Source organism: Pseudoalteromonas sp. TAE79, from assembly GCF_000498015.1.
Taxonomy (GTDB): Bacteria; Pseudomonadota; Gammaproteobacteria; order Enterobacterales; family Alteromonadaceae; genus Pseudoalteromonas.
Genome location: NZ_AUTL01000176.1, coordinates 1 through 15029 on the forward strand (window position 1 = coordinate 1; position 15029 = coordinate 15029).

The following is a 15029-nucleotide window of genomic DNA, read 5'->3' on the forward strand; positions in this document are numbered from 1 at the left end:
GGTCATAGGGCGACCTTGGTACTCAACGCCACCGTCTAAATAGGCGTTTTGCGTTTCATCTTTTTCTACCGTCAGCGTTAAAATATTATCTATTTGCTGGTACGTAAATGTAAACTGAGCGTTTGGCTCAATAACAACACGACTTAATCCATCTTCTTTAAAAGTCTCAATATTACTTACAACAGTACCAAAATCTAATACATCCAGCTCATAAAGTAAGTCATCTAAAATATCAGTATGATGGAAGTCTGCATAAATTTTTCCGCCGCTCTCATGTACTTCAATTGCAGCTTGAGTGTCTTGTAAAAATACGAGTACTTTAGCTTCGCCCTTTTCACCACGTCTGAAATCAATTGACTGAATACGATTAATATAATTTCCACTTACATCACCTGAATCCATCACTACATCTTCGTTTTCAGATTCTGTAAGTGGGTTGTCCGATACGCGTATTGATACTAAATTATTATGAACTTCGGTTTCATAAATTTTTAATCTATCTAGGTTTACTGTTACTTTTAAACCACTATCAGTTAGAACATTAGTTACATTGCTAATCCCAGCTTGATTAACTGCAACATCATTTAAACCAACCTCTAACTCTGCAGTATCAAAAAACATTTCGATTCTGGCTGGGCTATTAAACACCTGAACTTTTGGCTCAAGCGTTAACTCTTCATCAAAAACAAGCTGTAATTCAGTCTCGCCTTTAAGTAATGGGTTATAACGAACATCATATAGTAATGGCCCTGCAATGGCTGTATTTACAGTGACTAAAGCAACAGCAACCAATAATACTCGTGAAATACGATGAAGCCAAAGTACGTCCTTATACATGCTATTTTTACCTTTTTTATTATTAATTTGCGCCATCTGTTGCCGCCTCTAACATTTCTAATTTAGTCAGGCGCTCTTTCCAACAACCAGACCCATCAGGGATTAATTCCACTAATTCTATATAGTCGTTGCTTACTATTTTTACTTTGCCATCATAACTTCCAAGATAATTCCCTACCGTTACGCGGTGCAAAGTGTCATCTGTTGCTGTAATTAATGCCCATATTTGTCCACTAGAGCCAATTGTGCCTTTCATTGCTAAATTATCTAGCGGGTATTTCTCTAACGGTTCGCGGCGACGCTCTTGATCTGGGTGCAAACAGTTTTTTACTTGCGTTAGTTTATTTTGAATAATCTCAGGCTGAGGCGCTACAAACGGGCTACGTAGCTGACCAGCACTGTACTCAAATATTTCAAACTTTGTCAGTTCAGGAATCGTCTCAACCTTTGGTGTGGTGCTTGCTTTTACCTGATCAATAAATTCTTTTTGCTCAGAAGTGTCATCATTACAACCAGCTAAAACAAACGCTATAGCTAAAGGTACTACGCGAAGGAGTTTCATTTTTTAACCCCTTCTTCATAACGATATGTTTTTGCAACAACACTGAATGTTAACTGTTTATCGCCCGATGATAAAATAGAAAAGTCATGTAAGCTTACAATTCGGGGTAACTGGGCCACTTTACCTACAAACTCACCAAACTCATGGTAGCTACCTATTACTTCGATTTTAATAGGTAGCTCGGTATAAAATTCTTTTTCAACTTCTGGCAGCCAACCTATTTTTAAAAAAGTCAGACCACTCGTTGTCCCAACATATGATAAATCATCAAGTAAACCAGGAGTTTCGTTCGAAGTGGGTAGACGCTTTAATAGCTGTGAAAACTTATCTTCCATTTCAATCATTTGTTGACGATATATTTCAAGGTTGCTCGCTACTGCATACTTAGTTCGATAAGTTGTTCGTAGTTCAACTTCTTTTGCCACGGCACTATGGTAGCTGTCAATTTCATCAGAAACTAATAGGCTATAACTAAAAAACAATACAAGGCCCGCAACAAATGTGCAGCAAATTGCTTTAACAGCAATTGGCCAATCACCAATGTTATCAAGCTCTATTTCATTCCAATCAATTTCACTCAGTGCTTTAAAATCAAGGTTCATCGCTAACCTCACCAATTTTATCAAATGGTTTTACATAAAATTCCATATTAAAATCACTAAGTAAACGCGAAGATTGATCGCCTGCAACAATGCCCTGCATTGAAGGATTCTCTAGTAAATATGAGCTTTGTACTTGGCGGAGCATTGTTGATAGGCGATTATTAGATTCACTACGTCCTAAAACATGTATTTGGCTGCCTTTGCGCTCCAGCTTTGTTAAATAAACGCCACCTGGCACTATTTTGGCAACTTCATCCATTATTTGCGTACCCAAATTACGGCTGCTTTGCAATTCTTCAATGAGCCTCATACGCTGTTGTAAATTTTCCTTTCTTTTATCTAAGCTTCGTATTTCACTTATTTTTTTATCTAGCATGCTAATTTCTGAGCTTAAATAATTATTCTTTAAATTTTGACCGTCTTTTAAAGCGCTATAAAAAGAACTTAATAAATACATACTTGCAAAACAAAGTATGACGACACCAACAAGTATAGTTACAAATTTCTTTTTCGATTCTTCGCGTTGTGATTCACGCCAAGGCAGTAGATTTATATGTGGCATGTTGAAAAACTCCTTAATGCCAACCCTGTTGCAATTGCAAACTGCGTTTTGTGACGCTGCATTATATTACGGTCTACCTTTGGGGAAATTTCCATATTTACAAAAGGCTCTGCAACAACTGAGTGGATACCGAGTTCTTCAATAAGCAATCGGTCGATACCTTTTATCATCGATGTACCGCCCGTTAATACAATATAATCTATTTGCTCTTTACCGCTGGTTGTTAAAAACATTTGCACAGCTCTGCGAACTTGTTGAAGTAACGAAGTTTGAAAAGGGGCTAATACTTCAAAGGTATAGTTTGGCGGTAAATCACCTGATGTTTTGCCTATTTCGGCTTCATCAAAGCCTTTATTATAATAAGCAACAATACTATTTGTATATTGATCGCCACCAAAAACTTGGTCACGGGTATAAATGGTTTCCCCAGCTTGCACAACACTTACAAGCATTAAAACTGCGCCAATATCGACCACAGCCACACACTTATTAAATGCATCGCTAGGTAATTGTTGATAGTAAACGTCCATAGCACGGCTCAATGCGTAGCTTTCTACATCTACTATTTTGGCTTCTAAATTTGCGGCTTCTAAAGCGCCCACCCGTGCTTCAACACTCTCAGTACGAGCAGCCGAAAGCAAAACATTCATTTTGCTAGGATCGGCCTCATTCGTCGAAAGCTTCTCAAAATCGAGGCTCACTTCATCAAGCGGGTAAGGGATTAAACTATCAGCTTCAATTTCAATTTGCGATTCAAGTTCAGCATCTGTTAACGATACATCCATGAAGATCACTTTTGTAATAACTGTTTGGCCAGAAACAGCCACTGCAGCAGATTTTAACGACTTCGGTAATTTTTTTCTTAATTTTGTAATAACGTTACCAATCGCTTCAATATCTTGGATTGTGCGCTCACTCATCGCACCTTTTGGCATCGGCTCAATTGCAAGTGCTTCTAGTCGAAATCCAGTTTCAATTTCACGTAAAAGCACCGCTTTGATAGAGTGCGATCCAATATCAATTCCTACCATCATCGGGGACGGTTTTTGAAATAGTTGACTTAGCATGTTTCAACTTGGCCTTTGTTTTAATAATAAACAAGTTATAATTTTTATCTGAAAAAATATTATTCATTTTTTAATCAATATATACTAGCAGTCAAAACTCGCAATTGGGAGTCCATTTAGGGAAATATAAGTGATTTTATTAAAACGAACTTTACAATTTTTTATCATTTGTGTGTTAATTGGTCTGATCACTTTGGTCAGTCTTTATTATTACGTTAAACCTGATATCCCCAGTGTGCAAGTTTTAAAAGACGTGCAATTACAAACTCCTATGCAAGTATTCACAAAAGATGGGCTTTTAATCAATCAATTTGGTGAAAAGCGTCGTATTCCAGTGACTATTGATGAAATTCCTCAAACCCTCATTAATGCATTTTTAGCGACAGAAGATAATCGATTTTACGATCATATAGGCATAGATCCTATAGGTATTGTACGTTCGGCTATTGTTCTTATATCTACCGGCGAGAAAAAACAAGGCGCAAGTACTATTACTATGCAGCTTGCTCGTAATTTCTTTTTAACTCGCGAAAAAGCATATATTCGTAAAGTTAAAGAAATATTTATAGCGCTACATATTGAAGGTGTATTAACAAAAGACGAAATTTTAGAGCTTTACCTTAATAAAATAGAATTAGGTAATCGCGCTTTTGGTATTGGTGCTGCAGCACAAGTTTATTACGGTAAGGAGTTAAAAGATTTAACACTTGCACAAATGGCGATGATTGCAGGTTTACCGAAGGCCCCTTCAGCTTTAAACCCAATTCGTAACCCAACGCGTGCAAAAGCACGCCGAAATGTTGTTTTAGGGCGTTTATTAACTGAAAATTATATTACTCAAGAAGAATATAACGAAGCAACGAGCCAACCTATCACCGCTTATTTTCATGGTGCTGAAATAAATTTATACGCCCCGTATATTTCTGAAATGGTGCGCGCTGAAATGGTCTCGCGTTATGGAATAGATAAAGCTTACAACTCAGGTTTTAAAATTTTCACCTCGGTAGAGTCTAAAGTTCAAAAAGCAGCGCAAAACGCACTTGTAAACAACTTACATAATTACGATATGCGCCATGGTTTTAGAGGACCAACAGATGTTTTATGGGATCCTGAAACACAACCTGCTTTAACTGAGCAACAAATACTCAATAAATTACAAAGCGTAAATGAGTTGGGTACTTTGAAAGCAGCAGCCGTGCTTAGTGTTAATGATAAAACAGCGTCGGTATTACTTAAAAGTGGCGAGCGCACAACTCTTACTTGGGATAACTTAAAATGGGCGCGTAAATATATTACTCGTTACCGCCAAAGTTTTGCTCCAAAAGCAGCTACAGATATTTTAACGCCAGGAATGCAAATATGGGTGCGTAAAAATGAAGATGACAGCTACTTACTAAGCCAAATACCAGAAGCATCAAGTGCTATTGTGTCACTCGACCCACAAGATGGCAGAATTAAAGCTATTGTAGGTGGTTACAGCTTTGAGCAAAGTCAATATAACCGAGCGGTACAAGCAAAGCGTCAAGTAGGTTCTAATATAAAACCTTTTATATATTCAGCAGCACTTGAAAAAGGTTACACGCTTGCGTCTATATTAAACGATGCTCCTATAAACCAATGGGATAAAAGCCAAGGCGTAGCATGGCGCCCTAAAAACAGCCCTGCTGTATATAATGGTCCGATAAGAATTCGCCGTGCTTTAGCACAATCTAAAAACGTTATTTCGGTGCGCTTACTACGCGGCGTTGGATTACAACGTACAGCTGATCATTTATTAAAGTTTGGCTTTAAAGATTCAGACATTAATCGCAGTGAATCACTAGCACTGGGTAGTGCTTCCATTACACCACTTGAACTTGCTCGTGGCATGAGTGCATTTGCCAATGGTGGCCACTTAATTGAACCTTACTTTATTTCAGAAATTCAAGATGCTTACGGTAATGTATTGTTTAAAGCAAACCCTGCCCTAGCCTGTGATGAAGAGCCTTTACCAACACGCAATGAATTCTCACTTCATAATAGTAGTGATGTAGTGGAACCAACAAAAAAATGTGCACCGAGAATTATTTCTAAGCAGAATGCATTTTTAATTGCTGATGCAATGCACAGTGGTATTTGGGGCGGCGGTAGTTGGGGCCATAAAACGGGTTGGAGTGGCACAGGTTGGCGCGCACAAGCTTTAGAACGTCGTGATCTTTCGGGTAAAACAGGCACAACTAACGATTCTGTAGACACCTGGTTTAGTGGTTTTAACAGTAAAGTAATGACTTCTGTGTGGGTGGGCTTTGATAACCCAGGTAACGCTCTTGGCCGTTCTACGTACAATAACAACTTAGATAGCAGCCAAATATCTGGTGCTGAATCGGGGGCTAAAACAGCGCAGCCTGCATGGATTGAATTTATGAAAGCCGCACTTGAGGGAACACCTGAAGCGCCAATTGAGCCACCTGAGGGGCTTGTTTCGATTCGTATTGATTTAGCCACTGGTTTGCTAAGCCACAAAAATGACTNCCAGCCGCTTTGAATACTTCGAAAAAGGCACTGCACCGACAAAGTATGTGCTATCTCAGCCAAACGATATATTTGAAGAAGACACAAAAACCGAAGAAGAGCTATTTTAATAATATCTCTGTAATACAAAAAACGGCAGCTTATTTAAGCTGCCGTTTTAATTTAAATAATCGCTTATTTTAAGTTTTGAACAAGCCAATATAAGTCAGAGTGTACACCCGCAGCGGTTACTTCTTTCCCAGCCCCTGGCCCCTGAATCACAAGCGCGTTATCACTATACCATTTACTATTAATTACAAAAATATTATCGCCAGGTGTAAGGTTTGCTAACGCATCCCCATTGGGGACATACGTAATTCCTACTTTAGCGATAACTTCAGTTTTTGTTATATCTAATAGGCCTGTGTATCTCAGTACTGAGTTATTAGCTTTTGCTGTATCAGCATGCTCTTCAATGAACGCATCTAGCTGGGCTTTATTGTTTAGAAAGTCTTCCCAGCTTCCTAGCGCAAGCTCGCCGGGCATTAATGCCGATAAGCTAATATCATCAAGCTCAAGCTCTATACCTAACTCTCGAGCTAAAATAAGTAACTTACGCTGCATATCTCGTCCAGATAAATCCTCGCGAGGGTCAGGCTCTGTGAACCCCATTTTCTGTGCTTCTAATACCAACTCAGAAAAAGCAGTCGTACCATCATACTTACTACATAACCACGAAAGTGTACCCGAGAACACGCCTTCAATACGCGTAATTTTATCACCACTATTTTGCAAATCAGCCAAAGCAAAATTGATAGGTAAGCCTGCGCCTACACTTGTATTATATCGCCAATGTAAATTACGTTCGCCAAGGTTACTACGAAGTGCTTTATACCAAGAAGTAGGTGCTGTACCTGCATATTTGTTAGCACTAATTAAATGACAATCTCTGTCTACAAAATCTGTATATAAAAAGCTAAACTGCTCACTTGCGGTAATATCAATTAACACTTTATGTTCGTAGTCAAGCTCGCTTATCGCATTAAGTAAATCCGCAGCTTCATAGCTATTCGCCTCATGCTGCCATTGAGTTTTCCATTGCGGTATATTTATGCCACTTGCATTAAATAACATATGTTTAGAGCGAACCAGCGCTACCAATTTAATACTAAAATCGCCTGATAAACGCTCAAATTGTGCCGATAACTGCTCAATAAAAGCATCGCCTACATTGCCAAGGCCCGCAACTATAACGGCTATTTCTTGGCCTTTATTGATTAGCTTATCGTGTAAGGCGCTTTGTATATCGCTATCTATAAATTGGTCTGTTAGTAATAAAACATAACCATTATCTTGATGCACAAAACGCGGTTTTATAGTCTGCTCAGCTAATACTTCTAAAGCTTGCAGTTTAAGTACACTAATGTCTTGCTCAGGGGCAACAATTGCACAGCCATTTAAATTTGACTCACTAATATTAGCTCTACCAGCAAAGTAATTAATAACTTGATATGTTTGTGCAGCCGGTACTACTAAATACACTTCACCATTATGGTTAAAATGATGAAGGCTATGCTGAATAAGCTGACTAACGCTTGCGACCTCACCTTCACTTAATCCTTCAACCATTAACAGATCAACATTTTGCAGCGTGGTTATAAAGCGCTTTTTCTTTGCTGAACCTTCTTTTACTATATCTGTTGGGCTTGCTTGCACATCAAAACTACTACGAACAGCTAGCTTAATATCTGTGTTTTTAAGTGGCGATAGTGTTTTTGCATGTAATACAGGGTTACCCAAACGAGCTAATAAATTAGCTTGCCCGCGACAAATTTTGCCGTACTTAATCGCCTTTTTTACCTTTCGAGGATCAGTGCTAAACACACCCTGTGTATCGGTCCAAATACATACTTGCTTAGCATTACAGTAATTTGCAAGTAGTGTTGCACTATAATCGCTACCGTTGCGTCCAAGTGTTACGGTCTCACCTTTCGTATCGGCGGCAATAAACCCAGTAACAACATTTATCTTATTAGGTAAAATTGACTGTCGACATTGCTGCGCATTTTGCGCATGCATTAATTCACCATCGTTTAAGGTAAAAAGACTACGGGCATCTTGAGCACACGCCTCAATATTTAGCTGCTGTAAATAAGTAGCGAGTAAACGTGCAGACCACAGTTCCCCATGCGCAAGTAACGCAGCCTCTTTTAGCTGCTCAGCTTGAGCAAGTTCTGCAATATTACTAAGCTCGGTATTTAGTGTTTTAAGTGCGCAGCGCTTTAAATCAGCTTGTAATAACTGCTCAATTAAATCGCTTTGATGGTTATTTAACTGCAGTAAAATATCAGCGACAGCTTGCGTGTCTTGCAGCTGATAACTTTGCCACAACGACACAAGTGTATCTGTAGTCTTACCTGCAGCAGATACCACAACACAGTCACCCGGCTGAGTATGCCCAATAATTATTTTAGCTACGCTTTGATAGCGCTCACTAGAGCTTAAGCTTGAACCACCAAATTTATGTACACAATTGACCATATTAATCACCAAAGCGCCGGACGGGCTGCACTTAATTTAACGTTACCACCAGGAGTGCCTGCTCCTTTGCCTACACGGCCAACATTTTTATTTTGCCCTGGTTTTACAAGTTCAAACACTCGTTCAAAATCAGCGACTAAATCGTGTATATCTTCAATACCTACCGAAATACGAATAAGCGTATCGCCCACACCCGCCTCTAAACGTGCTGTTGCCTCCATACCTGCGTGCGTCATAGTTGCAGGGTGACAAATTAAGCTCTCTACGCCACCTAATGACTCAGCTAAACTAAACGTTTTAAGGCTAGTTAAAAATGCCGCAGCGTCGTTTATATCGCCTTTAATATCAAAACTAACCATGCCACCAAAACCAAGTTGCTGTGCTTTAGCAAGCTCATGTTGAGGATGTGACTCAAGTCCTGGATAGTAAACTTGGCTTACAAAATTGGAGCTTTCAAGGTACTTAGCTATTGCTAGCGCATTTTCTTGGTGCTGCCTTAAGCGCACATTTAAAGTACGTAGACCACGAAGCGTTAAATAACTATCAAAAGGGGCGCCCGTAATACCAATATTATTTGCCCACCAAGCAAGCTCATCACCAAGCTCTTGTGTTGCAGCAATAACAGCGCCGCCCACTACATCTGAGTGCCCGTTAATATATTTAGTAGTTGAATGCACCACAATATCTACACCAAACTTAATAGGGTTTTGTAAGGCAGGAGACAAAAACGTGTTATCTGCTGCAACCAAAGCCCCGCATTGCTTAGCCACATCAGTCACTGCTTTAATATCTGTTAAACGAAGTACTGGGTTACTTGGGGTTTCTATCCAAATAAGCTTAGGTTTAATTACTAAAATTTGTTGAAGGCTTTCTTCTTTTGTTAAATCTAATATTTCGAGCTTTAGTAGTCCGCGTTTTTGTAACGATGTAAATAAACGATAGCTGCCACCATAACAATCATGTGGAATTACTAACGTATCGTCACTATTAAGTAGCTGAGTAGCCAAATGCACGGCAGCCATGCCTGTAGCTGTAATTATGCCACGAGCGCCACCTTCAAGCTTAGCAAGCGTCTCAGCTAAAATATCACGATTAGGATTACCGCTACGACCATAATCATACTCACGCTTAGTATCAAAGTCGGCAAACGAATAAGTAGTCGATAAATAAATTGGCGGTACCACCGCACCATGATGTTTATCAGCATCAACGCCGTTACGTACAGCAATGGTTGCTTTGTTTTTTTCGCTCATATTCGTCACCTGATTAATTTGGATGTTTAGACGTCCAAAAGAGTAAGTTATCCGTTTTGATAAGTCAAAGTATTTTAAAGCTCTAGATGGCTATAAGTAGAAGGAGCCTCTGCGAATAACACATTTTAGCTCACAAAAGTGTGCTTATCTTTACACTCACAATAGGCTTATTAAGATAGATCGGTATCTATTATTTGACTATCTTTTTTAAATCGATAGAATTTCACGCATATTTACACGCTTTTTATACCGTGTGAGAAATTAATAATCTGAGGCAACGATACATCTTATGGCTAAATGGAATGGTGAGTATATTCACCCATACGCAGAACACGGTAAAAAATCAGAGCAAGTTAAAAAGATCACCGTTTCGATCCCGCTAAATGTATTAAAGGTATTAACTGACGAACGTACACGTCGTCAAATCAATAACCTTCGCCATGCTACAAATAGTGAATTGCTATGTGAGGCATTTTTGCATGCTTTTACTGGCCAACCTTTACCAAATGACGATGACTTACGTAAAGATAACGCCGAAAAAGTGCCAGAAGAAGTTAAAAAAATAATGCAAGAAATGGGTCTAGAAGTACCCGTTTTAAACGAAGAATAAATATTACAAAGACAAAAAAACCTCAGTAATTACTGAGGTTTTTTTATGTCTAAATTTTATTGCATAGCTCTACTGTATAGATTTACTGCATATAATTTTCTGGCAAATCAATTTGCGCAACACCTGACTCAACAGCAGCTAGGGCAACAGCTCTTGCTATACGCGGCAGTAAACGAGGGTCCATTGGTTTTGGTATAATATACTGTGCACCAAACTCTAATTTATCTACGCCTGCTGCTTTTAAAACTTCTGCAGGTACAGGCTCTTTAGCAATACTACGGATAGCCTCAACTGCAGCAATTTTCATTTCATCGTTAATAGCGCTTGCACGCACATCAAGCGCACCACGGAAAATAAACGGGAAACATAAAACATTGTTAACCTGATTAGGGTAATCAGAGCGCCCTGTTGCCATAATTAAATCGTTACGTGCGCCGTGCGCAAGTGCAGGATCAATCTCAGGATCTGGGTTTGAACATGCAAACACAACTGGTTTTTCAGCCATTAGCTTTAAATCTTCAGCCGCTAATAAGTTAGGGCCAGAAACACCTACAAACACATCAGCATCTGCAATTACATCTTGCAATGTACGCTTATCGGTATTGTTAGCAAAAAGCTGTTTATATTCATTTAAATCATCGCGGCGGGTATGAATAACACCTTTGCGGTCAAGCATATAAATGTGTTCGCGCAGTGCTCCGCACTTAATCAACAGCTCCATACACGCAACAGCGGCAGCGCCANCCAGCCCCTAAACATACAATAATTGCATCTTCAATTGACTTACCTTGTACTTCTAACGCATTTAACATGCCCGCAGCCGTTACAATCGCAGTTCCGTGTTGATCATCATGAAAAACAGGAATGCTACAACGCTCTATTAATGCTTTTTCAATTTCAAAACACTCTGGTGCTTTAATATCTTCAAGGTTAATACCACCGAATGTATCGGCAATATTGGCAACCGTATTAATAAAGTCTTCTGTCGTACGGTGCTTAACTTCAATATCAATTGAATCAAGGCCAGCGAAACGTTTGAACAATAACGCTTTACCTTCCATTACAGGTTTAGACGCTAACGGGCCTAAATTACCAAGTCCGAGAATTGCAGTACCATTAGTGATAACCGCAACCATATTACCTTTACCGGTATATTTATATGCATTTGCAGGATCTGCAGCAATTTCACGTACAGGTTCGGCAACGCCAGGGCTATAAGCTAGGGCTAAGTCTTGAACTGTTTCAGCAGGCTTTGTTAGCTCAATGCTAATTTTACCAGGTACGGGGTGTGAGTGATAATGTAGTGCTTGTTCACGAAAGTCAGACATAACGCGATGGTATCCTGCAATTTAAGTTAAAGTGAGAGGTGGAGTCTTGGGGTACGATACCCTTATTATTTTTAAATTCCAAGCAATATCAGGTCTATCCTGTTATATGCTATATCCTTTAATTTTAAGAGGTTTTTCAGTAACTTTGCAGGATTATATAAACATTTAATAAATAAAAATTCACCTAAAAAGTAAGTTTTAAGGTGCTTTTATGCCTAGTGAAATATTAAAAAAATGTATGTATAAAGTATCACCATAAACTTAAATAACAGCCTACTACTCTACTTTAAAAACAGATAAGCCCACGTTAGCTACTTTTATCAACCTAGTTAAAAATTGTACTATTTAAAATATAGAGAATATCTATCGATTTGTCTGTAAAGGTTTATGCATACTCAGAATAAGAATAGGAAATAGTTATGCAAAGAGGGATATATCCAAAGTTAGCTAAATGAGGTAATAAATGGCAAATTTTAGGCACAAAAAAAGCACCCTAAGGTGCTTTTTTTAACTAAACAGCAATAATTACTTCTTGCTGCTAAGTGCACCGAAGCGCTTGTTGAAGCGATCAACACGGCCGCCAGTGTCTAAAATCTTTTGCTTACCAGTGTAAAACGGGTGACACGCAGAACATACGTCTAAGTGAATGTCTTTACAAAGAGTTGAGCTAGTTTCGAATTTGTTTCCGCATGAACATGTTGCAGAAATTACTTCGTACTTAGGGTGAATACCTTCTTTCATAGGAACCTCTAGTTAAGGCCGCATCGCTCTCCAAACCCGAAGTCTGGCACCATACGTCGTTAAAACAAATTTGTTGGTGGCGGATTTTATCCAACAACGTTCCCCTACACAAGTATTTATTTATGTTTTAGCCAAAAAAGTGAACAATCTCTGCCTCAAGCACTATTGCTAGTAGGTTTTTTACGGTAATTTTAGTACATTACAGCATTAATTTTACGGGTTGAGTTGTTATGAGTTTTGTTGAAGTTGCTATTAAAGTCCCGCTCCCACGCACCTTTGATTATAAAATAGAAGAACAGCTCAGCGGCCTCTCAACGCCTTTACTACCCGGTATGCGCGTTTTGGTACCTTTTGGTAACCAAAAAAAAGTGGCTGTTGTTCTGGGTATTAAAAGCAGTACCGACGTCCCTTTAGATAAAATTAAGAATATTATAGAGGTAATAGACGACGCCCCTATTTTAAGTACTCAGCACCTAGATCTCCTTAGCTTTACCGCGCGCTATTATTGCTATCCTTTAGGCGAAACTATTCATATAGCGCTACCCGCTGTACTTCGCCAAGGTGAATCACCTGATAAAACCAGTATTAATATGGTTGCTTTAACTGAAAAAGGCGCGAAAGTACCGTCATTAAAAGCTAAAACACAGCTCAACTTATTAAAACAGTTATCGCAATCAGGTAAGTCATCGTTAACTGAGTTAAAGGCACTGGGCTTTAGTAAAAAAACAATAGATAGCCTAATAGATAAAGAGCTTATGACGCAAACTATTGAACACGATAACCAATGGCAAAGCGTTGTACCAACTGTCGGTAGCAAACCTATACTTAATAAAGAACAAGCGGTTGCCTGTACAGCAATAAATCAAAGTACTGGATTTAGCAGCTTTTTATTAGAAGGCGTCACTGGCAGTGGTAAAACAGAAGTGTATTTACAGTGCCTAGAAGAAGTATTAAAACGTGGTGAGCAAGCATTAGTATTAGTGCCAGAAATAGGTTTAACGCCACAAACTGTAAACCGTTTTCGTCGCCGCTTTCCTGATACACCCATTATGCTTTGGCACTCAGCACTTACCGATAACGAACGCTTACAAACATGGCGCTTTTGCGAAAAAGGCAGTTGTGCGATAGTTATTGGGACGCGTTCGAGTATTTTTCTGCCATTTTTAAAACTAGGCATGATTGTTGTTGATGAAGAGCACGACTCGTCATTTAAACAACAAGATACCCTTCGTTACCATGCCCGTGATTTAGCCGCTTACAGAGCTTTTCAGCATAAAATCCCGCTTATATTAGGCAGCGCTACACCCGCTCTTGAAACACTTCACAAGGCAATTAATAACAAATACCAGCTATTAAGCTTAACTGAGCGTGCACAAACAGCGACCGACAACCAATTTAAGTTACTCGATATGAAAGGCCAACCCGACCAAGCGGGTATTGCCCACGCAAGCCTTGCTACTATGCGCCAGCATTTAAATCGCGGTAAACAGGTTATGGTATTTTTAAATCGCCGAGGTTTCTCGCCAACCCTAATTTGTCATGAGTGCGGTTGGTTGAGCGAATGTAAACGCTGTAGTACCAGCGCTACATTTCATAAAGCGATTGGACAAATGATCTGTCATCACTGTGGCGACCAGTACCCTGTCCCTCACCAATGTCCTGATTGCGGGAGCACACAAATATTCCCTAACGGTAAAGGCACAGAGCAAATTGAAGAGTTTTTATCTACCGAATTTCCTGATACACCTGTTACTCGTATAGATCGCGATTCAACTCGTCGTAAAGGTAGCCTTGAAAAAGCACTTGATGAAATCAACCTAGGAGGCGCACGCATTTTAGTGGGAACACAAATGCTTGCCAAAGGCCATCACTTTGCAGATGTAAGCCTTGTTATAATTTTAGATGTAGATAGCGGCTTATACTCATGCGACTTTAGAGCGACAGAACACTTAGCGCAATTAGTCACCCAAGTAGCGGGGCGTGCTGGGCGTTCAGGAGAGCCTGGTCAAGTGTTATTACAAACACACTTTCCAGAACACCCTCTTTTACAAGACTTAGTTAATAATGGCTACCAAGACTTTGCCCGCTTTGCTCTTAGTGAGCGCGATGATGCTGACTTACCGCCCATTACAAATATGGCCATTGTGCGTGCACAAGGACATAGCATTAAGCTAGTCGTCGATTTTTTGACGGATTTGGTTCCTGTGAATGGGGTATCTGGTATACAATTGCTCGGTCCGATCCCTGCTCCACTTGAAAAAGTCGCAGGTATGTATCGTTTTCAATTACATATTCAAGCGCAAGATCGCCGCATATTACATCAGTACCTTGCGCAAATGGTTGATTATTTAAGTACCAGTAAACTTGCACAAAAAGTACGCTGGAGCTTAGACGTAGACCCTATAGACATGATTTAGGTTAAGGCCAAAATAACAC

At 39.4% G+C, this 15029-nt stretch carries 10 protein-coding genes and 2 pseudogenes; 3 read left to right on the forward strand and 9 right to left on the reverse strand.

Features of this window, described 5'->3' with window-relative positions; genetic code table 11:
• The 5 genes from L655_RS0113265 to L655_RS0113285 form a co-directional block, all read right to left on the reverse strand.
• Nucleotides 1–873: AMIN domain-containing protein (locus tag L655_RS0113265; protein WP_024605280.1), on the reverse strand; the 873-nt coding region annotated here is incomplete at its 3' end.
• Complete coding sequence (locus L655_RS0113270) at nt 860–1399, reverse strand: pilus assembly protein PilP (protein WP_024605281.1); 540 nt, start codon at nt 1397–1399, stop codon at nt 860–862. The genes L655_RS0113270 and L655_RS0113265, both read right to left, overlap by 14 nt.
• Nucleotides 1396–2001 (reverse strand): type 4a pilus biogenesis protein PilO, encoded by a 606-nt coding sequence (locus L655_RS0113275; protein ID WP_002958377.1) that lies wholly within the window; start codon nt 1999–2001, stop codon nt 1396–1398. Before L655_RS0113275 ends, L655_RS0113270 begins: the two co-directional genes overlap by 4 nt.
• The gene (locus L655_RS0113280; RefSeq protein ID WP_002958376.1) at nt 1991–2563 is read right to left on the reverse strand and encodes a PilN domain-containing protein; all 573 of its coding nucleotides are present in this window, start codon (nt 2561–2563) and stop codon (nt 1991–1993) included. The genes L655_RS0113275 and L655_RS0113280 overlap by 11 nt, the downstream gene beginning before the upstream one ends.
• Nucleotides 2551–3630 carry a pilus assembly protein PilM gene (locus L655_RS0113285; RefSeq protein WP_024596029.1) on the reverse strand — a complete coding sequence of 360 codons (1080 nt, stop codon included), beginning with the start codon at nt 3628–3630 and terminating at the stop codon, nt 2551–2553. Before L655_RS0113285 ends, L655_RS0113280 begins: the two co-directional genes overlap by 13 nt.
• 130 nt (nt 3631–3760) lie before the next feature.
• Between L655_RS0113285 and L655_RS01000000125595 the strand changes: the two are divergent.
• Nucleotides 3761–6251, forward strand: a pseudogene (locus L655_RS01000000125595) (PBP1A family penicillin-binding protein).
• 64 nt (nt 6252–6315) lie between these two features.
• Here L655_RS01000000125595 and metL read toward each other — a convergent pair.
• Entirely contained in the window at nt 6316–8661 is a 2346-nt protein-coding gene (gene metL, locus L655_RS0113295; protein WP_024605282.1) for a bifunctional aspartate kinase/homoserine dehydrogenase II, read from the reverse strand.
• A 5-nt stretch (nt 8662–8666) separates the two neighbouring features.
• The gene (gene metB, locus L655_RS0113300; protein ID WP_024605283.1) at nt 8667–9914 is read right to left on the reverse strand and encodes a cystathionine gamma-synthase; all 1248 of its coding nucleotides are present in this window, start codon (nt 9912–9914) and stop codon (nt 8667–8669) included.
• A 289-nt stretch (nt 9915–10203) separates the two neighbouring features.
• On the opposite strand from metB, the gene metJ reads away from it, so the two are divergent.
• A complete protein-coding gene (metJ, locus tag L655_RS0113305; protein ID WP_007586263.1) occupies nt 10204–10524 on the forward strand; it encodes a met regulon transcriptional regulator MetJ in 321 nt (106 codons plus the stop codon).
• Nucleotides 10525–10606: 82 nt separating this feature from the next.
• Here the strand turns inward: metJ and L655_RS01000000125600 are convergent.
• Nucleotides 10607–11852 (reverse strand): annotated as a pseudogene (locus L655_RS01000000125600) (malic enzyme-like NAD(P)-binding protein).
• 525 nt (nt 11853–12377) lie between these two features.
• Nucleotides 12378–12593, reverse strand: coding sequence for a 50S ribosomal protein L31 (gene rpmE / locus L655_RS0113315; protein WP_002958369.1), 216 nt, complete (start codon nt 12591–12593; stop codon nt 12378–12380).
• A gap of 230 nt (nt 12594–12823) precedes the next feature.
• On the opposite strand from rpmE, the gene priA reads away from it, so the two are divergent.
• On the forward strand, nt 12824–15010 hold the full coding sequence (gene priA, locus L655_RS0113320; RefSeq protein ID WP_024605284.1) for a primosomal protein N': 2187 nt from the start codon (nt 12824–12826) through the stop codon (nt 15008–15010).
• The last annotated feature ends 19 nt before the right edge of the window (nt 15011–15029 follow it).

Coding starts and splice junctions, on each gene's coding strand:
- L655_RS0113270 (WP_024605281.1), bottom strand. CDS start 1,399: ATGAAACTCCTTCGCGTAGTACCTTTAGCTATAGCGTTTGTTTTAGCT.
- L655_RS0113275 (WP_002958377.1), bottom strand. CDS start 2,001: ATGAACCTTGATTTTAAAGCACTGAGTGAAATTGATTGGAATGAAATA.
- L655_RS0113280 (WP_002958376.1), bottom strand. CDS start 2,563: ATGCCACATATAAATCTACTGCCTTGGCGTGAATCACAACGCGAAGAA.
- L655_RS0113285 (WP_024596029.1), bottom strand. CDS start 3,630: ATGCTAAGTCAACTATTTCAAAAACCGTCCCCGATGATGGTAGGAATT.
- metL (WP_024605282.1), bottom strand. CDS start 8,661: ATGGTCAATTGTGTACATAAATTTGGTGGTTCAAGCTTAAGCTCTAGT.
- metB (WP_024605283.1), bottom strand. CDS start 9,914: ATGAGCGAAAAAAACAAAGCAACCATTGCTGTACGTAACGGCGTTGAT.
- metJ (WP_007586263.1), top strand. CDS start 10,204: ATGGCTAAATGGAATGGTGAGTATATTCACCCATACGCAGAACACGGT.
- rpmE (WP_002958369.1), bottom strand. CDS start 12,593: ATGAAAGAAGGTATTCACCCTAAGTACGAAGTAATTTCTGCAACATGT.
- priA (WP_024605284.1), top strand. CDS start 12,824: ATGAGTTTTGTTGAAGTTGCTATTAAAGTCCCGCTCCCACGCACCTTT.